The organism is Eisenbergiella tayi (genome assembly GCF_001881565.1).
Lineage (GTDB): Bacteria > Bacillota > Clostridia > Lachnospirales > Lachnospiraceae > Eisenbergiella > Eisenbergiella tayi.
The window spans coordinates 1,432,351-1,459,240 of the sequence record NZ_MPDJ01000001.1 but is presented as its reverse complement, the minus strand read 5'-3'; the positions used below and the strand labels follow the sequence as shown (position 1 = coordinate 1,459,240).

Below are 26,890 nucleotides of genomic sequence, written 5' to 3'. Positions count from 1 at the left end.
TGGTAAACTTATATGATAAAAAAGTGGGTAATTATGCCTAATCAGGATTACGGTAGAGGTGGCACCTTGGATAAATATGAGTACAAAATACGGGCAGAGGAAATCAAAACACTGATTTCCCAGAAGAAATATGTGGATGCGGCAAAGGTAGCGGATACAATTGACTGGACAAGGGTAAAAAGCGTGATGATGCTTTGTACCGTCAGTGATTTGTATAAGGTGAACAGAAGATTTGAGGATGCCAAGCTGCTGCTGGAAATGGCGAATGAGCGCCATCCGGCAGGGAGAATGATCATTTATTCCCTGTGTGACCTGTCAATCAAGATGGGGGAAGTCGTACAGGCAGTGGAATATTATAAGGATTTCACGCAGATAGCTCCCAATGACAGCGGCAGATATGTCCTTCAGTACAAGCTGTATGAGGCCCAGGATGTGGGGCTTGAGGAACGGATAGCTGTGCTGGAGGAACTGAAAAAAAGGGATTACAGGGAAAAATGGGCGTATGAACTGGCCTATTTATACCATCGTGTGGGACTTGCCACCAAATGTGTGGAGGAATGCGACGAGCTGATCCTCTGGTTTGGGGAAGGCAAATATGTCATGAAGGCCATGGAGCTGAAAATGCTGCATCAGCCTTTATCTCCTGCGCAGCAGCAGAAATATGAAGCATATATGATGCGCAAGCAGGGCCTTCGGGTGCCGGAGCCTGAAGATAAACAGGACAAGAATTCGGAAGGACGGAAAAAGGCTGAAGAGGATGATATCCATGTAAAGCCTATGGATGTCGGGAAGTATAATACCATAAATCTGCAGAAGGAACTGGCTAAAAGCATGGAGGAACTGATGCTTAACGGCCGTCAGCCTGCCGGGGATCCGGTATCTCTTAAGGAGTATCGGGATCAGATGGCCGGGCAGGAGAATTCCTATGCCGACCAGTCCTATGATATAGAGGCTGAGGATACCGGAGAAATGATTCCCCAGGAATATGATCCGGCCCAGTATGGGGAGGAAACCTATATTTATGAAGATTTGCCGGCCGCAGCAGGGCCGGAGTATCCGGAAGCGCAGATGCAGCCTGAAGCTGCCGCCGCGCCCCAGCCGGATTACTACGCTGTACAGGAGGAGCCTGCCGCAGCGGTACAGGAGCCCGTACAGGAAAGCTCAGAAAATCTGAATCCGGATCTCAGCAATTATCTTTCCCAGGAATATGACGGGCAGATAGGCCTGGTGGTGCCGGACGGGTACCAGGTGGAGAGACAGATCACCGGCCAGATGAACATTGAAGATATCATGAAAGAATGGGAAAAGATGAAGCTGGAAAATGAGGAGAAGCGCCGCAGGCAGCTGCAGCAGCGAGTCATGGAACAGACGGATTCTCTTTTCCGCGATTTTGATAAAACTGCCAGAAAAGGCGTTCTGGAGCGTCTTCAAAAGGAAGAAAGGATTCCTGTGGAACGCAGGCGTCCTCCTGAAAATAACGTGATTTCCGCTCATACCAAAATCTGGGCGGCTGAAGAAGTGGAAAATGCCATGAAACGGACCGAGGGAGCGGCTGCGGCGGAAGCAGCTGCAGCAGTGACGGCCGCTGCCGTGGTTTCCGCGGCGGCCGGAGCTGTTCCTGAGGCGGGAATGAAGGAATTATCAGGAACTGCCGGAAGGACAGCGGAGGAAGCAGCGCAGCCTGTACCGGCGCCCTCAGTTTCTCAGCCCGTACCGGCAGTTCCGGAAGCAGAGCCGGTATATGAGGAGCCTTCCGTGCCTGAACCGGTTCCTGCCGTGAGCCGGACGGCGGATCCGATACCTGAAGAGGAACCGGAAGACAGACAGCCTGCTTACATAGAAGAGCCGGAGGATGCCGCATATGAACCGGAACCGGAGATGGATGAAGACGCCGGGCCGGAACCGGAAGAAGACCCGGAAAACACACAGGAAATGAATGCCCGCCTGGAGGAGGAACGCCTGGAAAAGGAAATCCGTTCCATGAGCAGGGAAGAAAAGCAGCTGTTCGCTTCTTTTGTACCCACCAGGGGTGCTATGAAGAAGCTGGTCCGTGCGCTTGACCAGCTGAGCCTTGCCGCGTATACAGGCAATCTGATCATCACGGGGGATCCGGGTTCGGACACTCTGAACTTAGCCAAAAACATCGTTAAGGATGTACGCTCCAAGGATCATAATTTTTCCGGAAAGCTTGCCAAAATTGAAGGCGATGCATTCAATAAAAAAGACGCCGGCGAGCTGGTTGTTAAACTGGCGGGCGGCGCACTTGTCATTGATAATGCAGGAGAGATAGACGATGAGGGGGCGGGAAGGCTTATGGATGCCCTGAATCAGGAGCAGACAGGCATCCTGGTGATACTCATCGATACAAAGAGAAATATAAAGAAACTGATTTCCGCCAATCCGGAAATGGAGTCCTTCTTTAATGCCAGGTTTGACATCGAGGCGTTGGATAACGGTACGCTTGTAGCCTATGGCTGTCAGTACGCGAAGATGCAGGAATATGCCATCGATGAACTGGGCAGGCTTGCCCTTCATACCCGCATTGAAGATATGCAGACCAGCGATCATATCGTTACGGTCAATGATGTCAGGGATATTGTGGATGAAGCCATTGACCATGCCAATCGTAAAACGCCCAAGCATTTTATGGATGTCCTCCTTGCAAAGCGTTATGATGATGACGATATGATTATTCTGCATGAAGGGGATTTCATATAGATATAATCCAGGCCGCTTCTGGCGGCGGAAGAGAGGTAAAAATGGCAGGTGTAGCAAAAACAAAAAAGGCGGAGAAGGTCTTTATCTCCGAAGCCGACGAGTATCTGTTTGCACAGGGGACGCATTATGATATTTACAAAAAACTGGGGGCGCATCCGTCTGTGGAGAATGGAAAGAAAGGAATGTTTTTTGCAGTTTGGGCGCCTCATGCCGAACAGGTACATGTTTTCGGTACATTCAACGAATGGGAGGAAAACCAGTACCCCATGAAAAAAAAGGGGCCGGGCGGAATTTATGAGCTTTTTATCCCGGGGGTAAAAACGGGGGAAATGTACAAGTTTCTGATTACAACCCCGGACGGGCGTAAGCTTTATAAGGCGGATCCTTTTGCCAATTATGCGGAAAAAAGGCCCGGAACGGCCTCCATTACTACGGATATCTCCCATTTGAAATGGAGCGATTCCGCCTGGATGGAGGAACGGGACGGTAAAGATATGAATAAGGAGCCCATGGCAATTTATGAATGCCATATCGGTTCCTGGATGAAGCATCCCTGTAAGGACGAGGATGGTTTTTATAATTACAGGGAGTTTGCGGACAGGCTTGTTGCCTATCTGAAGGATTTAAAATTCACCCATGTGGAGCTTATGGGGATTGCGGAGCATCCTTTCGACGGTTCCTGGGGATATCAGGTGACCGGCTATTATGCGCCCACCTCCCGTTATGGGACGGCAGAGGACTTTGCCTATCTGGTAAATACCCTCCATCGCAGCAAAATAGGCGTTATTCTGGATTGGGTTCCTGCCCATTTCCCCAAAGACGCCCATGGTCTGGCTGAATTCGACGGGGAGGCATTGTTTGAGCATCCCGATCCCAGGCTGGGAGAGCATCCTGACTGGGGGACCAAGATTTTTAATTATGGAAAGAATGAAGTGAAGAATTTCCTGATTGCCAACGCTCTTTTCTGGATTAAGGAGTTCCATATCGACGGGCTGCGCGTGGATGCGGTTGCCTCCATGCTTTATCTGGATTACGGCAAAAAGGACGGGGAATGGGTTCCCAATAAATTCGGCAGCAATAAGAATCTGGAAGCCATTGAATTTTTCAAGCATTTTAATTCCGTGATCAGGGGAACCTTCCCCGGGGTAATGACAATCGCGGAGGAATCAACAGCCTGGCCGATGGTGACGGGGCCTATTGATAAAGGCGGCCTGGACTTCAGCTTTAAGTGGAATATGGGCTGGATGCATGATTTCTGTGAATATATGAAGCTGGATCCCTATTTCCGTAAAAACAATCATTATTCCATGACCTTTGCCATGAGCTACAACAGCGCTGAAAATTATATTCTTCCTCTGTCCCATGATGAGGTGGTGCATCTGAAATGCTCGATGGTCAATAAAATGCCCGGCCTGCGGGCGGATAAATACGCTAATCTGAGGGCCGGGTATGCTTATATGTTCGGTCATGAAGGCAAAAAACTGCTGTTTATGGGACAGGAATTTGCCCAGGAAAGGGAATGGAGCGAGGAAAGGGAGCTTGACTGGTACATGCTTCAGGACGAGCTCAACAGCGGTATGCTGGAATATGTAAAGTTCCTGCTGAATATGTATCGTAAATATCCCTGTCTCCATGAAATTGACAATGACTGGAACGGGTTTGAATGGGTAAATGCAGATGATGCGGAACGCAGTACCTACAGCTTTATCCGGAAAGCCTCCGATGGAAAAAATAATCTTCTCTTCGTGCTGAACATGACTCCGGTGGAGAGAAAGGATTACTGCGTCGGCGTACCCAGGCGGAAAAATTACAAGCTGGTTCTGAACAGTGACGATAAACAGTTTGGAGGAAACGGAGCGGAAATCCCGGCATCCATCCGGGCCACATCAGAACCCTGTGACTATAAGCCTTATCGGATTACCTTTGATCTTCCTGCTTCAAGCGCATTGGTATATGTATTCTGACATGAATAAAAAGCACGGCTTTCCGGGAGAGGACAGCTGTGCTTTTATGTTTAGAGGATTGTACAGGCCTGGCGGAGGGCATACTATTATCAAACCGCTGCCGGACAGTCCATTTTTATCCGGAAACCGCCTGTTCTGAGGCCTTGAGGCTGGCGGCCTTCTGCAGAAGGTATTTGTATCTTTTCATGACTGCGTTCTGCTCATATATATAACAGTCAATCAGGTCGGGATCTGTGACATAATCAAAACCTGCATAGGCGTTCTCCAATTCACATTTTGTCTTCTGTATATCCAACATCAGACTTTCCTGATAAGTAAGGGGCTTGTCCTCTTTGTTCACGCTGCCCTGGCTGAAATGGAATTTCATGAATCATCCTCCTTTGCCTGATTTTGCCAAATGAATACTTTGTAAATAAGTATATACAGGAAAAAGGAAAAATATGCATGTTATATTTTTTATTTTTTTACATATTGTGTAGAAAGGACAGACCGATTTGTCCGGCGTGTGCAGAAAAAGAACAACGCCTGTCGAAACAAGTCGGGAACGGAGGACGGATGGATAATATGAACGGAATTTTAATGATAGGCATTAGTTTCGCTCTGATTTTACTCATTGCAGCCATGCGGAGCAGGACGGATCTGCTGATTAATTTTATCATGCGGGCGGTGCTGGGAACCCTGGCTATCTACTTTATTAATATGTTCCTGGGTTCTCAGGGATTTTCCTGGCATGTGGGTATCGGGCCGCTCAGTATCGTGGTATCGGGATTCCTGGGGCTGCCGGGGATTGGGCTGCTGTATGGAATCAATATCTGCTCTATGCTGTGAAGGGCGGCGGGTCCAGTCCTGTGTCCGCGCTGGCTGGCGTTTGTCTCCCGGAAGAAACAGAAGGCGGCCCTGCCCCGGACAGATATCCTGTCGGCAGGTGCTGATATACCGGACATTCCGATGAGCCCAGGGCATCCGATGCGGCAGGTGGGGCTGCCGCGTCGGATTGGTCTCATCTTCATGGTATATAAAGCACCTGCTGACAGGATATCTGTCCGGGACAGGGCCGCCTTCTGTTTCTTCCTGTTTCTTCCGGGAGGCAAGCGCGGTCAGCGCGGACACAGGACTGGACCCTGGGGGTATGGAATAGGCTTTAAAATATGGGCTTTGCCGGAAATTCGGGCAAAGCCTGTATTTGTTTGGCGGGAAATGTTTGATTGCAGCTATCGGACGGGATATGGTATAATAATTTTGTTTATTTGAAAATTGTATGATTCAGGCCGACACTTTCGCCGGAAGAAGAGGTGACAGGTATTGAATAAGAAATATATTAAATTAGTTGCGATAGATATCGCTATTGCCATAATCGTAGTGATTCTGTATTCGCCGGGGCTTCTTGCGCTGCGGGTTACGGACGAAAGTATTTTCAGGGCCGGGATGTCCATTCTGGCAGGGCTGGGACTGCTTTGCATTTTCTTCAGCGTGAATATCCGCATGCTGCGGGATCCCAAACCCATACATATTGCGCCTGATGAGGTTTATGATTTGGATGAGGCCAGGAAAATCCTGAGAAGCCATATGGACAGCAGGATGTTCGGCAGTATTGCCAAAACCGCGTCGGGACAGCTGGATCGGGTACAGAAATGCCGGAACCGGATTAATGAAATTATCGGACGGAAATTTACGGAAGGCTCCATGAGCTGGGATAAATTTCAAAGCATTGTTGCAAATGCGGAGGAATCGGCAATAAAAAATGTGGTTGCCATGTCCGGAAGAATGAGCATTTTTGATGAAGAAGAATATGAACGTCTGAAACATTATAAAGAGGATGATATTCCGGATGATATCCAGGAGGAGCAGCTGAAGCTGTATCGTGATAATTATGAATCCACGAAGGCGGCCCTTGCATTGAATGAGAAGATTCTGCTGAAGCTGGATGCGCTGGCTGTGGGGCTTTCTTCCTTTGAAATTAATGCAAATGAAGATATGAACAACGAAATATTGGAAGAGATCGAAAAGCTCACAAATGATGCAAAATATTATCAATAGTGGAGACACGGAATGGGAGGAACTATGGGAAAGAATAAAATCGGCATAATGGCAGCAGTCATAGTTATCGTATGCGCTGTTGTGTTCGGAGGGATTTATCTTACAAGAAATCTGGGAAAATCCGATAAGGTGATTTCACAGGAAAGCGCTTTAAGCAGTCTTGAAAAAATGGTGAATAAAATCAGTCCCGATACGGCGGCGCCTGTAAAATCGCCTGTGGAATTTGATGCTGGGGAGGACGAGGCGGCTGAGCTTCCTGATATTGATACTTGTGAAATAGGTATGCCGGCTTCCACTTCCCTTTATGCAGAGATTTATTCCTCGCCGGAGAAAGCCGGTACGGGAACGGACGCATGGCTCTGTGAAATGGCGGAAGATTTTAACAGGCAGGGATTTACCGTTAATGACCAGGAGGTTTCCATACAGGTCAGAAAGGTCAACAGCGGACAGGCGCTGGATTATATCGCCACAGGGAAAGCGGTGCCGGACGGTTTTTCCCCTTCCAGCATGCTCTGGGTGGATATGCTCAATGCCAAAGGCGTGGAAACGGATGTGATAACGGAGAGAATGGTGGGAAATGTTGCCGGAATCCTGCTTTCTGATGCTACCTATAAGAAAATAACGGAAAAATACGGAAGCGTGGATTTAAAGGCGATTACAGAGGCGACGGAAGCCGGTGAGTTCACTATGGGATACACCAATCCCTTCGCCAGCAGCGCCGGCCTGAATTTCCTTGTATGTACACTTGAACGGTATGACAAGAGCAATCCGCTTTCCGAAACGGCTGTGGACGGGTTCCGGAAGTTCCAGGAGAATGTGCCCTTTGTGGCGCTGACCACCATGCAGATGAGGGAAGCGGCGGAGAGAGGGACGCTGGATGGTTTTATCCTGGAGTACCAGTCTTATCAGAATGATTCGGCACTTTCCAGAAATTATAAATTCACGCCGTTTGGCTACAGACATGATAATCCGTTGGTGAGCGTGGGGGAAACCAGTCCTGAGAAAAAGGAAATCCTTCAGATGTTTGCCGAGTTTTGTTCTTCGGAGGAAGCTGTGAAGCGGGCGGACGAGTTTGGTTTTAACGGCATGGAGGATTATGTGTGTGAATATGACACGGTTTCCGGTGATGTGCTGGTGGATGCCCAGAAGCTTTATAAGGTAAATAAGGATAACGGAAAGCCTGTCATCGGCGTCTTTGTGACGGATACCTCTGGAAGTATGGCGGGCGCCCCGCTGAATGCGCTGCAGGAGTCTCTGATCAACAGCATGAAGTACATCAATGCCGACAATTATATCGGCCTTGTAAGTTATTCGGATGATGTGACCATTGAAGTGCCGATAGGGAAATTTGATTTGAACCAGCAGTCTTTGTTTAAGGGGGCGGTTGAGAATCTCTATGCCTCCGGCGGCACGGCTACCTTTGACGGTATCTGTGTGGCTATGGATATGATTAACAAGGCGCTGGAAGAAAATCCCGGCGCAAAGCCGATGATTTTTGTCCTGAGTGATGGAGAGACGAATTCGGGCTACAGCCTGAATGATATCAGAAATGTGCTGAGCGGTCTGAAAATACCCGTTTATACCATAGGATATAATGCGGATCTTGCGGCATTGCAGAGCATCAGCGCCGTAAATGAGGCGGCCAGCATCGATGCTTCCACCGACGATGTAGTGTACCAGTTAAAGAATCTGTTTAATGCGAATATGTAAATGGGGGGATAGGAATATGGGAGATTTTTCACTGGATTTACCCAGGACTGAAGAAATAAAGAAGGAAGTGGAAAAGGAACTGGCGCTTACCAATGAGGATAAAACGCTCATTGATAATACGATGAAGGAAAAGGCTGAGATGATCATGGGCGTCGATTTGGATTCTCTTGCGGAAAGAAGAGAATTTGTACAGGTGATCGAGACCTTTGGCGCGGATATTATTAAAAAGTCTTCTGTTAAAAACAGTATCCTTCAGAAAAGAATGGGGGATTTCAGCAAGGCAGGCGGAGAAACAAGTGAGATTTCACGTGGTCTGGCTGACCTTTCCATAAAAATGAGGGATCTGGATCCCTCTGCCCTGGATTTCACGAAAACGGGGCCGCTGGGCAAAATATTTAACCCTATCCGCCGTTATTTCGAACGGTATAAAACAGCTGACGCCGAGATTGCATCCATTGTGAAAACGCTGGATAAGGGCAAGAATATGCTTAAGAATGATAATACAACGCTTGAAATCGAACAGGCCGACATGCGGGATCTTACAAAGCAGCTGGCACAGAGAATAGAGATGGGAACCCAGCTGGATATGTATTTGTCCAATGCGGTGGAGAACGCCGAGGCGGCGGGGGAAGATGAGGAGAAGATTAAATTCATCAAGGAAGAAATCCTGTTTCCGCTGCGTCAGAGGCTGATGGATTTCCAGCAGCTGCTGGTGGTGAATCAGCAGGGAATCATAGCCATGGAAGTGATCCGCAAGAACAATCTGGAGCTTATCCGCGCCGTAGACCGTGCGGAAACGGTGACCATTTCGTCGCTGCGGGTGGCAGTGACTGTTGCGGGCGCGCTGTATAATCAGAAAATCGTGCTTGAAAAGGTTCAGATGCTGAATGAAACGACTAACAATATGATTCTGTCCACCTCCAAGATGCTGAAGGAACAGGGGGTTGCCATTCAGCGGGAGGCGGTGGAGGCAAGTATTTCTCCGGATACGTTAAAGCAGGCGTTTGCGGATACCATTTCTGCGCTGGATGATATCAGTGCGTATAAAGCGAAGGCGCTGCCTCAGATTGCGCGGACGATCGAGGAGTTTAAGGAGATCGCTGTGGAGGGGGAGAAGCAGCTGCAGAAGCTGGAGAAGAGTCGTAATGTAGAATTGTAAATTGTAGGCAGTGGGGGAGGGCGGATAAACGGAACCGTCACAGGGCCGCGTTCTCTCTGGTGTGGTATCAGTCCGGGGGCGGGATTTTTCCTTCCTCCGGGGGCCGGCTGTAGATGGTGTCGTAGTCTCCGGCGTAGTTTTTTAGGGTGTCTATGGGGGTGAAGCCGCATTTTTCGTAGAAGTTTTTGAGGTCTGAGGGGATGTAGACTTTGGTAAAACCTTTTGATTGGGCGTAGGTGATGGCGGTTTGGATTAGTTTGTGGCTTACTTTTTTTCCTCGGGCGGTTTCGGTTACGAATATGCTGCTGATCCATGGGGAGTATTTGTTTTCGGGGTAGTAGTCTTCTTTCAGGAAGGAGCAGTGGGCGATGATTTTTTGGTTTTCTGTTGCTACAAAGAAGGCTTCCCAGTCTGTAAATCTGTTTTCTCTTAGCATTCCTGCTATGTGTCTGCCTGGTGTCCAGGATGAATTTTCGGCAAAGTCTATTGTTTGTTTCCAGAGTGGTGTGTTGTGTTTGAGTTGTATTATTTCCATGGGGGCCTCCGTTTTTTTTAATGGTTTTGGAATTTTGGGGGTGAGTTGTTGGGGGGTGTCTGGGGATAAGGCTGCGGTATTGGCAGTATTTTGGTATGGCGGGGGTGTTGTGTTAATTGTATCATATTTTTGGAGGAGTGGATTTGATTTTTTAAATTGGGTATTTTTGATAATTTGTAGAAGGATGTGGGGGAAATTGTTTAATTTTTTTATGGAGTATTGACAGGGGAGAGGTGTGGGGTATACTGTGCTTATAGTGCATGCACAGTATGATGGAGTGGAGGTGAGGAGAACTGAATATTATTATTGTGAATTCTGCGGAGGTGCCTATATATGAGCAGATTATGAATCAAATAAAGGCTGCTATTTTGTCGGGGGAGCTGGAGGAAGGGGATGTTTTGCCTTCTGTGCGGAATCTGGCGAGGGATTTGAATTGCAGTGTTATTACTACGCGAAAGGCGTATGAGGGGCTGGAGGCGGAGGGGTTTACAATCAATATGGCGGGGAAGGGGTCTTTTGTGGCGCCGCAGAATATGGAGCTTTTGCGGGAAAACCGGCTTGCGGAAATTGAAAGGAAGCTTACAGATATCATGGAATACGCAAGGCCCGTAGGGATTACGGGGGCGGATTTGAAAACGATTATAGACGAATTGAGTCGGGAGGATTAAGGGTTGGAAACGGTTTTGGAGATAAAAGGGCTTTGTAAAAGCTATGGGGATTTTGAACTGCGTAATTTGAATTTGTCTCTTGAAAAAGGGACTTTGACGGGCTTCATAGGGCCTAACGGGGCGGGGAAAACGACGACTATCAAGAGTATATTGAATATGATTGCTCCGGACGCGGGAACGATCCGGGTTTTGGGGATGGACAGTGTTTCGGGTGATTTGGGAATTAAGTCTAAGCTGGGGATCGTGCTTGATGATGGTCATTTTTATGAGGATTTAACTTTGAAGAAAATGAAAAATTTGATTGCACCCATGTATCCTGTTTGGAATGACGGCGCTTATCAGTCCTATATGGAGAAGTTCTCACTGCCGGAGGAGAAGAAAATTAAGGACTTGTCAAGAGGGATGAGGATGAAGTATGCGCTTGTGCTTGCGCTGTCGCATGAGGCGGAGCTTTTTATTTTGGACGAGCCTACTTCGGGGCTGGATCCTTTGGTGAGGAGTGAGTTGATAGAAATTCTTAAGGATATTGTGCTTGAGGAGAATAAGACTGTTTTGATGTCGACACATATTACTTCTGATCTTGATAAAATTGCGGATTATCTGTTTTTTCTGTTTGACGGTCAGATTATCCTTCAGTGGCAGAAGGATGAGATAAAGGAGGGGCATGCTGTCGTGAAAGGTGATGCTTCGGCGCTGCCGCCGGATTATGAGAATTATTTTGTGGGGATTAGCAAATCAGCTTATGGCTTTGAGGGGCTGACGGATAAGAAAGCGGCGCTTAAAAAGCTGCTGCCGGTTAATACGGTTTATGAGGTTCCGACAATTGAGGATATCATGCTCTACTATATAAGGAGGCATAAATAATGCGTGCAAACTTTCTTAATTTTACTAAAATGCAGGTTTCTTCATTGAGCCAGATAGTTTGGCTGCAGCTTCTTGGGATAGTTCTGTTTCCTATGTTTTTTCATCCGATTAACAGGAATAACGATATTGCCAATGTTGTTATTTTTGCTACGGGGCTTTTGATGCTTTCCTATCTGCTGCTGCGTAATTTTATGTTCAATGATGCAAAGTATAAAACGAAGCTGCTGTTCAGTATATTGCCGGTAACGCCTGGCTCGATCATAGGGGCCAGAAGTGTAATTGTTTATTTGTTTTGTCTGGCTGCATCGCCTCTTTTGCTTTTGTTTTCTAATGTGACACATTTGATAAGGCCGGGGATGTTTGCTGTTATTCAGCCGCATATCGTTCCTTACAGCCTGGTGCTGATTGCTGTTATCATGCCGATAGAGTTTCTTATATTTTATGTGTTTGAGGGGCAGAAAGCGGATATTGTCGGTGCGTTTGCCATGTTTCCGTATATGGGGCTCATGGTGCTGCTGTATCATTATATGATGAAGGGATTACTGTGGATTGTGGTGTTTCTTATTGCCGCTGTCATGAATATTGTTTGTTTCAGACTTTCTGTATGGCTGTATAAGAATAAGGTGTAGTCAATAAAATTTTTGAAAAGGGTTATTTTAAGACGGATGCGTCTCCTGGTTTTTTGCAGGGGCGCATCTTTTTGTGTCCTTTTCTTTTAATTAAGTGAGAGTTTCCGGAGTAAAGGGTCTTACCGGCCTGGAAGGGCTGTAATGGGCTGTGCGACTGCATAATTTGTTTAAAGAGGGATTTTTATGTCGAATGATATAAATGATATATTTAATATAAATAATATAAAAATGCTTGCATGTTATAAAGATTGGTGTTATTATATGTACATATTAACGAGAATGGTATATGGATTGATTAAAAGTGAACGGTTAAAATGACAATAAACAGCGTGAATAGCAAGAAAAAATGTAATTTGGCAGAAAAGCTGCTGAAAATGGTATAAAATAAATGATATAAATAACATAAATGGTATAAGTAAACGGAAAGTGCTGATTATCACCAAGAAGGAGTGAGAGCATGAGAAAGAAAGAAAAAAGGGTAGTGGAAGAGAAGGTTGTTGGGAAGCAGGACCGGATGGGGAGGCTGTTTGTAGCTCCTCCGGTAATATTATTTCTTTTGTTTACGCTTCTGCCAATGATTATGGCGATTGGGCTGAGCTTTACCAAATATGATGTCATTAACCCGCCAAGGCTTGTGGGGCTGGCAAATTTCCGGAAGATGATAAAGGATGAATTTTTCTGGATTGCGCTTAAGAATACGTGTGTGTATACATTGATGTATGTTCCGGCGGGGCTGCTGCTTTCTCTGGGAGCGGCGATGTTTCTGAATGCGGATCAGAAGATGGTGGGGCTGTTCCGGACTTTGTTTTATCTGCCGGTGCTTTCGTCAACAGTCGCTACGGCAACGCTGTGGTTCTGGATCCTGAATCCTCAGCTGGGTCTGCTGAATGGGATTCTGGAATTGTTCGGGATCAGCGGAAAGGCCTGGCTGTATGATTCCAAGCTGGCGATGTTTTCTATTGTCCTCATGAGCTTATGGGCGGGCTTCGGGGGGAATATGATGATTTTCCTGGCAGGGCTGAAGGGGATTCCGCCTATTTACTATGAGGCGGCTAAGATCGAAGGAGCCAGCAAGTGGCAGATGTTTACGAAAATTACAATGCCTTCCATAACAAAAACGACCTTCCTTGTTTCAACCATGCTGATTATCGGTACCTTCCAGGTGTTTGATCAGGCATTCGTGCTCACGAAGGGCGGGCCGGGAAATGCAACCATTACCATTGTTTATTACATATATAATAACGGCTTTAAAAACCTGGATATGGGGTATGCGTCCAGTATTTCCCTGGTGTTGTTTGCAATTATTCTGGTGATGACAGTGATAAACAGCAAGATCAACAAAGCGGATATTTAAGGGGGAGGAAGAGAATGAGCAGAAGAACGGTTAAAAATATAAAAAGTGTTTTCTGGTACATAGGCGCGTTAATCATATCCCTGATTACGGTATATCCGTTTTTGTGGATGATTGCCACATCATTTAAGCCGGAGGCGGAGATTTATTCCAGTTCCCTTTCCCTTTTTTCAGAAAACTTTTCGCTGGCTAATTACACCAAGGTGTTTGATACGATACCTTTCGGCAGGTATTTTATGAATTCCCTGTTTCTGGCTGTGGCGGGAGTGCTTACCAATATTTTTCTGGGGGCGCTGGCCGGATATTCCTTCGCGAAGCTTAAGTTCAAGGGAAGAAAGACCATGTTTTCCCTGTTGCTTTCTTCTATGATGATTCCGGGCGTCATTACCATGATTCCTCAGTTCCTGGTATTAAAAAACTTTCCGTTAGTGGGAGGAAACAATATTTTCGGGCAGGGAGGCCAGGGCTTCATCAATCATTATGCGGCAATTATTCTTCCCGGCGCTGTGGGAGCCTATGCGGTTTTCTTCATGAAGCAGTTTTTTGAAACGCTGCCGGATGATCTGGCGGAGGCCGCCAGGATGGATGGCTGCAGCGAGTTCCGTATTTTCTGGAATATTTATCTGCCGTTGATTCTGCCTGCGGCGATAACACTGGGAATCATGACGTTTCAGTCGGGGTGGAACAGTTTTATGTGGCCTATGATAGTTTTGAATTCCAAGGAAATGATGACGATTCAGGTAGGGCTTTCCACTTTCCAGTATCAGTACAATACGATGTACGGGCCGCTGATGGCTGGAACCGTTATTGCTACAATACCTACGCTGCTGGTATTTGTTTTTGCACAGAAGTACTATATCCAGGGTATTGCTTTCAGCGGAGGAAAGGAATAGGAACGGATCACTCAGGTCAGGCCAGATGCCGTAAGGCATTTGTTCAGGTATAAAAAAGTGAAATGACAGTGCGTATGCACGGAAGGGAGTTTACTATGAAAAGAAAAGCATTAGCGCTGCTGCTTGCGGCAGTAATGACGACAGCCATGCTGGCAGGATGCGGCAAAACCCAGACAGGAGGAAGCGACGGGGCTTCTCAGGGAACAACACCGGCGGGGACTGAAAAGGAAGCCGATGCTTCTTCTGCGGGCAGCGGAGAGAAAGCAGAGCTTACCATGTGGGGAAGCTGGAGCGGCGACCAGGTGGCACAGCTGGAAAAGCAGCTGGAGGGCTTTAACAATTCCCAGGATAAATATCATGTGACCTATATGGTTCAGGACGGCATGGAGCAGAAGCTGCTGACGGCTATAGCCAGCAATGAGGTGCCCGACATCGTTTTATGGGATCGTTTCAATACGGGAGTCTATGCGCCGAAGGGAGCTCTTGCGTCTCTGGATGATTATATTGCAAAAGATAATGTGGATATGACCCAGTTTTATGCGCCCGCTGTGGATGAGATGACGTCCGCAGGTGTGGTTTACGGAATTCCTCTTACCGTAGACTCCAGAGTGTTATTCTATAATAAGGATCTGCTGGATGAAGCAGGCGTGGATCCCGCTTCCATTACCGATTGGGACAGTCTGAGGGATGCGGCGATTAAGCTGACAAAATGGGACGGCGACAAGCTGGTTCAGTCCGGATTTTCTCTGAAGGATGTTGGTCTGTTCAATAACTGGATTGGCCAGGCCGGCGGAAAAATGATAGACGACAGCACCAATCCCCCTACGGCCGCTTTTAATACGGAGGCAGGTCTTACAGTGCTCAAATACTGGGATCAGTTATTGAACCAGGACAAAGTTTATCAGCTTGGTTTTGAAGACGGCTTCGGCGGCGACGGATTTAAAGCGGGTAAGGTGGCAATCACATTTAACGGCCCCTGGACTCTGGAATCCTATAAAGAAGCAGGCCTTAACTTCGGTGTTATCGGCCAGCCTCAGGGCTATAACGGTGAAAAGTCCGCAATGATGGGCGGTTTCGGTCTGGTAATCCCCAATGGGGCTAAGAACCCGGATGCATCCTGGGAGTTCATCAAATGGTGGACAATGCAGCCTGAAAACGGTGTGGAATTCTGCAAAATCAGCGGAAACCTTCCTGCCAACAAAGAAGCTGCAAAGGATCCTTATTTTATGGATGATGATATATTGAGAGTATTTTCGGAAACCATGGACTATGCGGGAATCCGTTCCAAGGTGTTCGGATACTCTGATTTGGAGGGTCTTGCCCTGATTCCCCAGCTTCAGAAATATGTTGCTGGTGAGATTACAGCAGAGGAAGCTCTGAGTAATGCGGAGAAACAGGGAAATGATATCCTTGCGGAAGCGGCACAGCAGTAATCTTTTGTCTGGGCTGCGGTGATAAGATTTGAGTACAGGGTCTGCCTGAAGCTGTGGCAGGCCCTGTTTTAAAAGGAACAGGATTCAGCCGGAAGGAGAGAAGGCAACGATGAAAAAAATAGAAGAGGTATGTGAAAGGGCGCAGTATGCGCTCTGGAACAGGTTCTGGGATAATGAGAAAGAAGTATTTGTCAATCATTATCCGGTAAAGGAAGAGGAATCGTGGATTTACTGGTGGCATGCCCATGCACTGGATGCGCTGCTGGACGGGTTTGTCAGAACAAAGGAAACTTATTATCTGGAACGTTTTGAGGCGGAATATGAAGGAGCTTTCCGGGAAAATGGAGGAACGTTCCTGCATAACTGGTATGATGATATGGAGTGGATGACGCTTGCCCTCATCCGCGCTTTTGATATTACCGGAGAAAAAAGGTACATAGAGCAGGCCGTGTATATATGGAATGATATCAAAACGGCATGGAATGACAGCTGCGGCGGAGGCATGGCCTGGAAAAAGGATCAGCTGGATTATAAAAATACGCCGGCAAACGCACCGGCTGCCATTATCGCTTTCCGGCTTTATCAGAGGATCCACAGGGAAGAGGATCGGGAATGGGGAGAGAAAATTCTCAAATGGAACCTGGATCACCTCATGGATCCGGATACCTGCTTCATATGGGACGGTATGAACAGGCTGGGAGACGGGAAGGTGGATTATGAATGGAAGTTTACCTATTGTCAGGGAGTGGTTATCGGCGCGGCCATGGAATATGCAAGAATCACCAATAATAAGGAATATCTGGATCTTGCGGGAAAAGTGGCGCGCAGGGCAGTGACGGAGCTGGCGGATGCGGACGGCATCTTTCCCTATGAAGGCCCCGATGACTGCGGGCTGTTCCGGGGAATTTATTTCCGGTATGTGTATGAGCTGACACAGGAGTCTTCCGAATACCAGGATCTCAAGGAAATCATAAAAAAGAATGCCCGGGTGATAGCGGAAAACGGTATGAACGAGGATGGCCTGATCGGCGGAGACTGGAGACAGAAATCGGAAGGAACCATTGATCTTGCACAGCACCTGAGCGCCGTTATGACGCTGGAAATGGCGGCAAAACTGGGTGACAGTTAACCTGTCTGTATTGCTGCAGAACTGGAAACGCAGAACTGATATCCTGCTTGGAACATCACAGGAAAAGGAGACTCCTATGAAAAAAATACATTTGATCTGCAACGCCCATCTGGACCCGGTATGGCTGTGGAGATGGGAGGAGGGCTGTACGGAGGCATTATCCACCTTTCGAACGGCGGAAAGGTTTACGGACGAATTTCCCGGCTTTACCTTTAATCACAACGAAGCTATTTTATATCAGTGGGTAAAGGAAAATGAACCGGATCTCTACGAACGGATAAAAGAAAAGGTAAAGGAAGGAAGCTGGAAAATCATGGGCGGATGGTACCTCCAACCCGACTGCAACATGCCTTCCGGGGAATCCATAATCCGGAATATTGCGGAGGGCAGGCGGTTTTTTATGGAGGAATTCGGAAAGCGCCCGACCACGGCGATTAATTTTGATTCCTTTGGACATTCACAGGGCCTGGTGCAGATTCTGAATCAGGCAGGCTTTGATTCCTATGTGGTCTGCCGTCCGGCAAAGGATAACTTTGACTTTACCAGCCAGAATTATCGCTGGAAGGGCTTCAACGGTTCCGAAGTGATTGTACACAGATCGGACGAAAATTACAATTCCGTTCATGGACATGCGGCGGAAGAACTGGAAAAATTCCTGAATGAGACGAGAGAAGAGGAAGTATCTTTGTTTCTCTGGGGAGTGGGAGATCACGGCGGCGGGGCATCCGCACAGGATCTGAAGGATCTGGAGAAAATGCTTCAGGAACGAAAGGAAGAATATTGCATGATCCATTCCGACGTGGAAAGCTTTTTTCAAGAGCTCAGGGAATCGGGTGAGGAGCTTCCGCTGGTGGAAAGAGGGCTGAATCCGGTGGCGGAAGGGTGCTATACCTCACAGATACGGGTGAAGCAGAAGCACAGGCTTCTGGAAAATGAAATTTACAGCGGAGAAAAGATGTTTTCCGCAGCTTCCCTTCTTTATGGAAAGGAATACCCTGCCCAGGCTGTTCACGAGGCGGTTAAGGATCTTCTTTTTGCCGAGTTCCACGATGCCCTGCCGGGCTCCGGAACGCAGCTTGTGGAGGAGGATACCCTTCGGCTTCTGGATCATGGGCTGGAGATTATGTCCAGGGAAAAAATGAAGGCGGGGATTGCGCTGACAGCCGGAGAGAAAGCCATCGAGGACGGCACCTCCTGTGTCTTTATTTATAATCCCCATCCTTATGAAATTACCGGACAGTTCGCCTTTGAGGCAGGGCTGCCGAAGCAGAACTGGGAGGACGTATTTTATTATCCGGAATGCTCCTGTAATGGGGAGCCTGTGAAAACCCAGGGTGAGATGGAAAGCAGTCATTTTTGTATAGACTGGCGGAAAAAAGTGGTGATTGAAGCTACGCTGAAGCCCGCATGTATGAACCGTATCGATATCCGTTTCCGCGCCATTCCCAAGAGGCCGGTATTCCAGCCGATTTCAGGGAAAAAGGAGTATGTATTTGACAATGGGGCCATGCGTGCGGTGATCAACACCGCTACCGGACTGATGGACTCTTACCAGGTTGACGGAACGGAGTATATAAAGCCCGGAAGCTTCCGGCTGACAGCTTATGATGATACCTATAATTCCTGGGGGCTTCGCACGCCGGAAAGCTGCGGGGAAAGAAATCTGACATTGCTCACCCCTCATGAAGGAAGCGCTTTTTCCGGACTGGCGGATAAGGTGGTGCCTTCGGTTAAGGTAATAGAGGACGGCCCTGTCCGTACCGTTGTGGAGGCGCTGTTCGGCTGGCATGAGTCGAAAGCATACCAGCGCTATATTTTCCCGAAGGAAGGAACCGCTTTTGAAATAGAAACAGGGGTTTATTGGAATGAAAAGGATACCTTCCTGAAACTGAATATCCAGGCGGCGTATGAGTGCGGCGAATATCTGGGACAGGTGATGTTCGGCAGGGAAACGCTGCGGCAGGAAAACAGGGAAGTTGTGGCGCAGAAATGGAATGCCTTCGTGAATGAGGATAAGGCGCTGACGGTCATTAACTGCGGAAGTCACGGCAGCAGTATCAATGCCGGCAAAATAGGGCTTACCCTTCTCAGAAGCGCAGGCTACAGTGCGGCGGACGGCAATTTTGAGCGCACACTCCGGGAAGAAAGACATACGGTGAGAATGGAACAGGGAGAGCGGATTTTCCGGTTCCGGATAGAGGCAGGAAAGCCCGGAGAGCTTATGGACGGTCTTGACAGAAAGGCGCAGATTTTTAATGAAGCGCCATATGCGTTTGCCTTTAACCCATCTGGTAAAGGGGAAAAAAGAGGGGAGCTTATTACGATTAATAATCCCGCGGTTATTTTGTCGGCGTTTAAAAAGGCGGCCTCAAAAGACGGCTATATTATCCGTGTCTATGAATCGGCAGGCAAAAAAGCAAAAGCGGATCTGAAGCTCTCTGCCTGGAAAACCGTATATACGCTGGAATTCAATCCTTTTGAAATCAAGACCTTATTCCTGGATGGAAAAACAGGCGTGGTTTCGGAAGCGGATTTGCTGGATTAACCGATATGCAGGTCATGCAGCAAAAAGGTCAGGAGCTGGTATGAGAAAAATAATATATTCCATTTTGCATATGACGGCGGCTGTTTTCTGTATTTTCCTGGCGGCAGCAGCCGTCTGCGGCTGTTCAGGCATGAACGGTGCGGCAGGAAACATGACAGGAAAAGAAGAAAAACGACTGAATGAGGAGATGGCAGAAAAGATGGAGAGACGATTGCCGGAAGAAGTGAAAAGGGAACAGATTGGCAAAGATACGGCCATTACGGCGATGGATCGGTTTCTTGCCAAGTTTTATGTAATGTCTGATGACGGTACCGGGGCTATCGTGGGCGAGCAGTTCTGGCCCCGGGCCGAAATCATGGAAATCGCAGTGGATGCCTGGGAAAAAACCTCCAGTCCGCAATACAGAGATTTGATGGAGCAGATGTATCTGGGATTTGTAAAGGATTTTGGAGAGGACTGGTCCGATAATGAATATAATGATGATATTATCTGGATGACGATAGCATGTGCAAGGGCGTGTCAGGCGGAAGAAAATGAAGTTTATAAGGAACAGGCAGTCAGACATTTCAATCTGGTTTACGACAGGGCATGGAGTGAGGATTTGGGCGGCGGCCTGTTCTGGAGGACGGATAATAAAACCAAAAACTCATGTATCAACGGCCCGGCCGCAATAGCGGCGTGTATCCTGTACCAGATTACAGGGGAGCAGGAATATCTGGAAAAGGCGGTCAGGATATACGATTGGCAGTGCGAAAATCTGGTTGGGGAAGACGGGGCGGTTTATGATGCCTATGATCTGGAAAACGGAATCAATAAATGGTGCTCCACCTATAATCAGGGAACCTTTATCGGCGCGGGCCTTTGCCTGTACCGGATAACAGGGGAAGAAAAGTATCTGGAAAATTCGGTGAAAGCGGCGGATTATACCATGAATGTCATGTATCAGGGCGGCGTTATCAATACGGAGGACGAGGGAAATGATCTGCCCGGCTTCAAGGGAATACTGGCAAGATGGCTCGGTAAGCTGGTCTATGAAGGCGGACAGACGCAATACCTTGACTGGATGGAGAAAAATGCGCAGACAGCATGGCGGAACAGAAACAGCAGTGATATTATGTGGACCAGGTGGGCGGATAAAACGCAGGATACCTTTTATACCGCATGGGGCTGTTCTGCCGCGGTTTCACAGCTGTGGAACTGTCTTCCGCCTTCCGGCTATGAGGAAAATGCTGTAAATCCTTAAAAAGAATCCCGAAAGCAATTGAAAATGATATGCTCAAATGTTAAAATGAATTAAATGATATATCATTTAATGCGCAGGAGGGAGCCGAATGAAACAATTGCCGCTTTATGAACAGATATACAATGATATTATTGAAGGTATTGAAAACGGAACCTACAAAAAAGGAGACAGGCTGCCGTCTGAAAAAGAATTGTCGGAGAAGTACTGTGTCAGCAGGATAACCAGCAAAAAAGCGCTGGAGCTGCTGGCGGAGGAGGGCAGGATTATCCGGATGGCAGGAAAAGGTTCCTTTGTTTCCGGAGCGGAGCTGACGGAAGAGGTTCAGGCGGCGGAGGAAGAAGAGAAAAATCCCAATCGTCTGATTGGCGTGATTATGGACGGCTTCGGGCCGAGTTTCGGCTGCCGCCTGCTGGGAAGCCTGGAAATGGAATGCAAAAACCAGGGCTTCAGCATGGTGCTCCGCTGCTCTTACGGAAATATAGAAGAAGAAACCAGGGCCATTGATGAGCTGCTTCAGATTGGCGTGGAAGGCATCATCATCATGTGTGTCCATGATGAAAATTATAATTCAAAGGTATTGCAGCTTGTGGTGGAGCGATTCCCCATAGTGACCATTGACAGGCAGCTGAAAGGAATACCTCTTTCCTTTGTAGGGACAAATAATGAAGAGGCGGCAAGGGAACTGGCCAACTATCTTCTGAATGAAGGCTATAAAAAAATATGCTTTGCCATGCCGGCTTCCAGAGAGACCTCCACTATTGTGGAACGTCAGAACGGTCTAACCATGGCTTTCCGCGAACATGGAATGATTGCTGACGAGTCCTTATGGATAACCGATTTAAAGGCTACCCTGCCCAGCAGCCGTTCTGAAGAAAACCTGGAACGGGATATGCGGCGGATTACAAAGTTTATGGAAAGCCATCGGGAGGTTGAGGCCTTTTTTGCCGTGGAATACAGTATTGCAAGAATTATTTACCGCTGCCTGTATCATATGAATCTTCATAAAAAATGCCCTGTGGTCTGTTTTGACAGCAGTGACAACATTATTCAGGAAAGCATGTTCACCCATGTGCGCCAGGACGAGGATACGATTGGCCATACCAGCGTCCGTCTGCTGGCGGATGCGCTGAACGGCATTAAGGAGCCCAAGACTGTCCTTGTGCCCTACCAGATCATTGAGGCTACGGAAAACGGATACGATTGAAATTAAAAAATATATAAGGCGCAGCAGGTGACGGAGGCAGGAAAGGCCGTACACTTTCATAAAAAACGCGCAGATAAGGAGTACTATGAAAATCCCTTCAATTCTAATAAATAAGGCAAAAGAGCTGGAAGAATACTATAATGTTCATTATAAACCGCTGGCCCCTTTGGCGGCCCGTTGTTTTCTGAACACCATGGAAACCACGGTAAAGCAGCTGGAGGACGGCAGCTATTTTGTGATCACGGGAGATATTCCCGCCATGTGGCTGAGAGACTCCGCGGCTCAGGTGAGGCCCTATGTAAAGTATGCGGCACAGGACAGGGAGCTTAGGGATATCATTGAGGGAGTCATCGCCAAACAGGCGGAATTTGTCTGCCTGGACCCTTATGCGAATGCATTCAACGAGAGGGCGGACGGTTCGGGACACAAGGATGAAACAGAAAATAATGACCATGTGTGGGAACGCAAGTATGAGGTGGATTCCGTCTGCGCGCCCCTGTATCTCGGACATGCATACTGGAAAGCGACCGGGGTAACCGGAATTTTCACACCGGTTTATAAGGAAATGATTGTGCGCATTCTGGAAACCTTTATAACAGAACAGGATCACAGCCGCTCAAAATACTTTTTTACCAGACACGACTGTGTGAAAACAGATACACTTCCCGCAGGCGGAAAGGGCAGGCCTGTAAATGTTACGGGCATGACCTGGTCGGGCTTCCGTCCGTCGGACGACTGCTGTAAATTCGGATATCTGATCCCTGCCAATATGATGGCGGTTACCGCATTGGGATATGCGGAGGAAATCAGCAGGGATGTGTATGGGGACGTGGAACTGGCAGGCCGCTGTAAGGCGCTGGCGGAAGAGATCCGAGACGGAATTATGGATTATGGCGTGGTGAATCATCATAAATACGGCCGGATATATGCCTATGAAACGGACGGCTTCGGCAACTATAACCTGATGGATGACGCCAACTCCCCCAGCCTTCTGGCAATGCCGTATCTGGGATACTGCAGCAGGGAGGATGAACTGTATCAGAATACAAGACGCTTTATTCTTTCGGAGGATAATCCCTATTATAATGCCGGAAGCAGGGCGGCAGGAATGGGAAGCCCCCATACGCCGGAGGGCTATGTATGGCATATCGGCATAATCATGCAGGCTCTTACGTCAACAGATAAAAAAGAGATCAGGAACTGTCTGGAAATGCTGGCCGATACCCATGCCGGTACCAATTACATGCATGAATCATTTAATCCGGAGGAACCGGAAGAATTTACAAGACCATGGTTTGCCTGGGCAAACAGCCTTTTTGGGGAGCTGCTCGGGACACTGATGGAACAGGGATTTTTTGACGGAGAAGAAAAATAAGCAGGGCTGATAACTGTTTGTTTGACACCTGGAAAACCAGTGTTTTCCAGGTGTTTCCTGTTTTTTTATGTACTTTATCCGGAGCAGTTTGTTACAAATTAACAAAAATATTTTATTTTGCAAAACGGTCTGGACAAATGAAAACACATGATTTATACTTCATTTTACCAATCAAAAACAGCTGCCTTCTGACGGCAGTATTGCTTTTGCATTATCACAATTCTTTTCGGCTGAGGCCTCAGCATTTCTTGTTTTTTCGCATTCCGGCCATGCGGCAGGAACGCAGTTCACTTATGAATTCCCATTACTTATTTTATCAGGCAGTTGCCGGAGTATAGCTTGAAGCAGTACGGATTTTGGTTTTCTGCCGGGAGGTATGATTGAAAAAGAATATTTTGGCAGTTTGCGACACGGAGCAGGAATTTACCTGTCACCTTACGGATTATCTGGGGCAGCTGGCAGGAAGCGACAGCTTTCCCTTTGAGGTTCAGGTATTTACAGATCCCCGGGCGTTAGAGGAATTCTGCGGTAAGAACCGGGCGGCCTTTCTTCTGCTGACCCAGGAGGTATACCGGGAGGCGCTGGACTGGGAGGATGATTCCTGGAAAATGGCCAGGCTTCTCATTCTGGAGGAAGAAGGAGAGGCGCCGCCGGGACTGGAGCGGGTAAACAAATACCAGTCCATGGATAATATTGTCCGCAAAATTATGGAAATAGCAGCGGATGCAGGAATTCTTCCTCCCGCGGCTGTGGGGGAAAGAAGCGGAAACGTTCATTTCATCGGAATCTATACGCCGGTAAGCCGGTGTCTTCAAACCACATTTTCTTTCACATTGGGCCAGCTTCTGGCCCGCAGACACAAAGTACTTTATCTGAATTTTGAGAGCTATTCCGGGCTGGCCCGCATGCTGCAGCGGGAGTTCAGCACAGACCTGTCGGATCTGATTTATTTTCTCCACAATGGAGACGACAGGTTCCCTTACCGGCTGGAGGGAATGGTACAGAAGGTGAACGGGCTTGCGTTTATTCCGCCGGTATTTTCCTGTATGGATCTGCAGCGTATTGAGGCGGAGGAATGGCTGCGGCTGTTTGAAGAACTGGACCTCTCCGGGAGCTATGAATACGTCCTTCTGGATCTGTCGGAGGCTGTACAGGGGCTGTTTGATATCCTGAGGCTTTGTACCAGAGTGTATACCATTACCAGGGACGACGGCTTTGCTGCAGCCAAGCAGGAGCAATATGAAGAGCTTCTGCGATGCCTGGACTGTGAAGATATTCTGCGCAAAACCAGGAAATTCCGCCTTCCCCTGTTCCGGCAGCTGCCCGCGGGGCTTGAGAATCTCACCCATAGTGAGCTGGCGGCACTGGTGCAGGAGATCATCCGGGAGGATTGGAAGGATGCGTAGATGGGAAGGAGGGTAAGGATGGAGCAGGAAAAGTATCTGATAACAAAGGAAGAAATCCGGAGGGAGCTTTTGGAGCATATGGATTTTTCCCGGGAACTGTCGGATGAGGATATCCGGGACGCCATAGCGGATCGGCTGCGCGCCAGGGAATTCGGCGGCAGGATGAATGTATATGAGAGGGCAAGGCTTGGTAAAGAGCTTTTTTATACGATCCGGGGACTGGATGTGCTTCAGGAGCTGATTGAGGACAGTCAGGTTACGGAGATCATGATCAACGGGCTGGAAGGGATATTTGTGGAACGGGCAGGCAGATTGTTTCCCTGGCCTTTCGGGTTTGAATCCGCAGAAAAGCTGCAGGATGTCATCCAGCAGATCGTGGCTGGCTGCAACCGGGTGGTGAATGAGACCTCTCCCATTGTGGATGCCAGGCTGGAAAACGGTTCCAGGGTAAATGTGGTGCTGGGCCCCATCGCTCTGAACGGCCCGGTGGTCACCATCCGCCGTTTTCCTGAAGAGCCTATAGGGATGGACGAACTGCTTGCCATGGGATCCGTCAGTGAAGAAGCCTGCCGATTCCTGGAAAAGTTGGTAAGGGCCAGGTATAACATCTTCATAAGCGGAGGAACCGGAAGCGGAAAAACCACTTTTCTGAATGCGCTGGCGGGATTCATCCCGAGTGATGAGAGGCTGATTACCATTGAAGACAGCGCCGAGCTTCAAATCAGGGGGATTCCCAATCTGGTGCGCATGGAAACGAGAAATGCCAACGTGGAGGGATGCCGGCCCATCACTATAAGGGATTTGATTAAGACGTCCCTTAGAATGAGGCCGGACAGAATAATCGTTGGCGAGGTGCGCGGCGGGGAAGCCGTGGATCTGATCGGAAGCGCCTTGAACTGCGGCCATGACGGCTCCATGTCCACAGGCCATGCCAACAGTGCCAGGGATATGCTCATGCGGCTGGAAACAATGATGCTGATGGGTGTGGAGCTTCCTCTGCCCGCCATACGAAGACAGATCGCATCCGGGGTGGATATAATCGTCCATCTGGGCAGGCTTCGGGACAAAACAAGGAAGGTACTGGAAATCGCTGAGGTTACCGGGTTTGAGGATGGAGAAATAACCCTATCCCCGTTATATGCCTTTGAGGAAGAAGAAGGAACCGCAGGAAATAAGGTTATGGGAAAGCTGGTAAGAAAGGAGGAGCTCGTCCATGCAGATAAGCTTAAAATGGCAGGGATTTCCCTGGCGTAGCAGGAAAGGAGAGGAACAGGAAAAGGAACACGCCCCTGATTATGGAAGGTATTCCTTCCGCAAAAAGGAGATTTTGATAAATGGGGTGAAAGGGATAGGAGCAGCAGCTCTGCTGTCCTGGTTTTTCTACCACTCCTTCTGGGCCATGCTGCCCCTGTCGCCCATCGTCTTTTTCTCCTTTCGGGAAATGGAAAAGGAACTGATCCGCAAACAGCAGCAACAGCTCGCGGATCAATTTAAGGATGCCATCCTTTCGGTGGCGGCCGGGCTTCAGGCAGGGTACTCCATTGAAAATGCGTTCCTCGAGGCGGGCAGGGATATGGAACGCCTTTACGGAGCCGACAGCCTGATGGCGAAAGAAATCCGTTATATGAAAAAGGGGCTGAGGAATCATGTGCCTCTGGAAATCCTTCTTATGGATCTGGGAAGAAGAAGCAAGGAGGCGGATATGGAGGACTTTGCCCAGGTTTTTGCCATCGCCAAGCGCTCAGGCGGGAATCTGAACGCCATCATACGGCGCAGCGCCGCCATAACCGGAGAAAAAATTGAGGTAAAAAGGGAGATACGCACGCTTCTCTCCTCCAGACGCTATGAACAGCGGATCATGAATATGGTGCCGTTTCTGATAATGGCCTATCTTCAGCTTACCTCAAAAGGTTTTTTTGACTGTCTTTATTTCAATACTGCCGGGATTCTCATCATGACCGGCTGTCTGGCATTATATCTTGCCGCATTTCTGATATCCAGAAAAATGATAGAAATCGAGGTTTGAA

22 protein-coding genes are annotated in these 26,890 nt (G+C 48.1%); 20 read left to right on the top strand and 2 right to left on the bottom strand.

The genetic code is table 11. From position 1 onward, the window contains the following. Positions 1 to 66 precede the first annotated feature (66 nt). Together BLA28_RS06005 and glgB are read left to right on the top strand one after the other, a co-directional pair. Positions 67 to 2,718 (top strand): ATP-binding protein, encoded by a 2,652-nt coding sequence (locus BLA28_RS06005; protein ID WP_069156423.1) that lies wholly within the window; start codon positions 67 to 69, stop codon positions 2,716 to 2,718. A 41-nt stretch (positions 2,719 to 2,759) separates the two neighbouring features. After that, positions 2,760 to 4,682 (top strand): 1,4-alpha-glucan branching protein GlgB, encoded by a 1,923-nt coding sequence (glgB, locus tag BLA28_RS06000; RefSeq protein WP_069156422.1) that lies wholly within the window; start codon positions 2,760 to 2,762, stop codon positions 4,680 to 4,682. A gap of 115 nt (positions 4,683 to 4,797) precedes the next feature. Here the strand turns inward: glgB and BLA28_RS05995 are convergent, their stop codons facing one another. After that, complete coding sequence (locus BLA28_RS05995) at positions 4,798 to 5,049, bottom strand: DUF2508 family protein (protein WP_009254887.1); 252 nt, start codon at positions 5,047 to 5,049, stop codon at positions 4,798 to 4,800. Between the two features lie 188 nt (positions 5,050 to 5,237). Here BLA28_RS05995 and BLA28_RS05990 point away from each other — a divergent pair, with 188 nt between their 5' ends. The 4 genes from BLA28_RS05990 (at position 5,238) to BLA28_RS05970 (ending at position 9,588) form a co-directional block, all read left to right on the top strand. After that, positions 5,238 to 5,510, top strand: a complete 273-nt coding sequence (locus tag BLA28_RS05990; protein WP_242877669.1) for a pro-sigmaK processing inhibitor BofA family protein — start codon at positions 5,238 to 5,240, stop codon at positions 5,508 to 5,510. A gap of 474 nt (positions 5,511 to 5,984) precedes the next feature. Continuing rightward, positions 5,985 to 6,719 (top strand): hypothetical protein, encoded by a 735-nt coding sequence (locus tag BLA28_RS05980; protein WP_044963509.1) that lies wholly within the window; start codon positions 5,985 to 5,987, stop codon positions 6,717 to 6,719. A 24-nt stretch (positions 6,720 to 6,743) separates the two neighbouring features. Then, the gene (locus BLA28_RS05975) at positions 6,744 to 8,429 is read left to right on the top strand and encodes a vWA domain-containing protein (RefSeq protein ID WP_069156420.1); all 1,686 of its coding nucleotides are present in this window, start codon (positions 6,744 to 6,746) and stop codon (positions 8,427 to 8,429) included. A gap of 16 nt (positions 8,430 to 8,445) precedes the next feature. Next, positions 8,446 to 9,588: a toxic anion resistance protein gene (locus BLA28_RS05970; RefSeq protein ID WP_071698894.1), complete on the top strand. Its 1,143-nt coding sequence runs from the start codon at positions 8,446 to 8,448 to the stop codon at positions 9,586 to 9,588. 67 nt (positions 9,589 to 9,655) lie between these two features. Here the strand turns inward: BLA28_RS05970 and BLA28_RS05965 are convergent, their stop codons facing one another. Next, positions 9,656 to 10,123, bottom strand: coding sequence for a GNAT family N-acetyltransferase (locus BLA28_RS05965; RefSeq protein WP_069156419.1), 468 nt, complete (start codon positions 10,121 to 10,123; stop codon positions 9,656 to 9,658). Positions 10,124 to 10,467: 344 nt separating this feature from the next. Between BLA28_RS05965 and BLA28_RS05960 the strand changes: the two genes are divergently transcribed. From BLA28_RS05960 to BLA28_RS05890, 14 genes are all read left to right on the top strand, one after another. Further along, entirely contained in the window at positions 10,468 to 10,791 is a 324-nt protein-coding gene (locus BLA28_RS05960) for a GntR family transcriptional regulator (protein ID WP_242878357.1), read from the top strand. Between the two features lie 3 nt (positions 10,792 to 10,794). Continuing rightward, positions 10,795 to 11,655: an ABC transporter ATP-binding protein gene (locus BLA28_RS05955; RefSeq protein WP_069156417.1), complete on the top strand. Its 861-nt coding sequence runs from the start codon at positions 10,795 to 10,797 to the stop codon at positions 11,653 to 11,655. Further along, positions 11,655 to 12,284, top strand: a complete 630-nt coding sequence (locus tag BLA28_RS05950) for an ABC-2 transporter permease (RefSeq protein ID WP_069156416.1) — start codon at positions 11,655 to 11,657, stop codon at positions 12,282 to 12,284. Before BLA28_RS05955 ends, BLA28_RS05950 begins: the two co-directional genes overlap by 1 nt. Positions 12,285 to 12,741: 457 nt before the next feature. Beyond that, positions 12,742 to 13,638, top strand: a complete 897-nt coding sequence (locus BLA28_RS05945) for a carbohydrate ABC transporter permease (protein ID WP_044965996.1) — start codon at positions 12,742 to 12,744, stop codon at positions 13,636 to 13,638. 14 nt (positions 13,639 to 13,652) lie between these two features. Beyond that, positions 13,653 to 14,528: a carbohydrate ABC transporter permease gene (locus BLA28_RS05940; RefSeq protein WP_044965998.1), complete on the top strand. Its 876-nt coding sequence runs from the start codon at positions 13,653 to 13,655 to the stop codon at positions 14,526 to 14,528. 95 nt (positions 14,529 to 14,623) lie between these two features. Next, positions 14,624 to 15,961, top strand: coding sequence for an ABC transporter substrate-binding protein (locus tag BLA28_RS05935; protein WP_025486188.1), 1,338 nt, complete (start codon positions 14,624 to 14,626; stop codon positions 15,959 to 15,961). Positions 15,962 to 16,070: 109 nt separating this feature from the next. Beyond that, positions 16,071 to 17,090 (top strand): glycoside hydrolase family 76 protein, encoded by a 1,020-nt coding sequence (locus tag BLA28_RS05930; protein ID WP_069156415.1) that lies wholly within the window; start codon positions 16,071 to 16,073, stop codon positions 17,088 to 17,090. Between the two features lie 76 nt (positions 17,091 to 17,166). Continuing rightward, entirely contained in the window at positions 17,167 to 19,635 is a 2,469-nt protein-coding gene (locus BLA28_RS05925) for a glycoside hydrolase family 38 N-terminal domain-containing protein (protein WP_069156649.1), read from the top strand. Between the two features lie 40 nt (positions 19,636 to 19,675). Further along, positions 19,676 to 20,878: a glycoside hydrolase family 76 protein gene (locus BLA28_RS05920; protein WP_069156414.1), complete on the top strand. Its 1,203-nt coding sequence runs from the start codon at positions 19,676 to 19,678 to the stop codon at positions 20,876 to 20,878. Between the two features lie 88 nt (positions 20,879 to 20,966). Beyond that, positions 20,967 to 22,082 carry a GntR family transcriptional regulator gene (locus BLA28_RS05915; RefSeq protein WP_044966008.1) on the top strand — a complete coding sequence of 372 codons (1,116 nt, stop codon included), beginning with the start codon at positions 20,967 to 20,969 and terminating at the stop codon, positions 22,080 to 22,082. An 85-nt stretch (positions 22,083 to 22,167) separates the two neighbouring features. Then, complete coding sequence (locus BLA28_RS05910; RefSeq protein WP_069156413.1) at positions 22,168 to 23,457, top strand: glycoside hydrolase family 125 protein; 1,290 nt, start codon at positions 22,168 to 22,170, stop codon at positions 23,455 to 23,457. A 380-nt stretch (positions 23,458 to 23,837) separates the two neighbouring features. Further along, on the top strand, positions 23,838 to 24,863 hold the full coding sequence (locus tag BLA28_RS05900; RefSeq protein ID WP_069156411.1) for a P-loop NTPase family protein: 1,026 nt from the start codon (positions 23,838 to 23,840) through the stop codon (positions 24,861 to 24,863). A gap of 18 nt (positions 24,864 to 24,881) precedes the next feature. Then, positions 24,882 to 26,117: a CpaF family protein gene (locus BLA28_RS05895; RefSeq protein ID WP_044966018.1), complete on the top strand. Its 1,236-nt coding sequence runs from the start codon at positions 24,882 to 24,884 to the stop codon at positions 26,115 to 26,117. Then, positions 26,077 to 26,889 carry a type II secretion system F family protein gene (locus BLA28_RS05890; RefSeq protein ID WP_081329881.1) on the top strand — a complete coding sequence of 271 codons (813 nt, stop codon included), beginning with the start codon at positions 26,077 to 26,079 and terminating at the stop codon, positions 26,887 to 26,889. The genes BLA28_RS05895 and BLA28_RS05890 overlap by 41 nt, the downstream gene beginning before the upstream one ends. The last annotated feature ends 1 nt before the right edge of the window (position 26,890 follow it).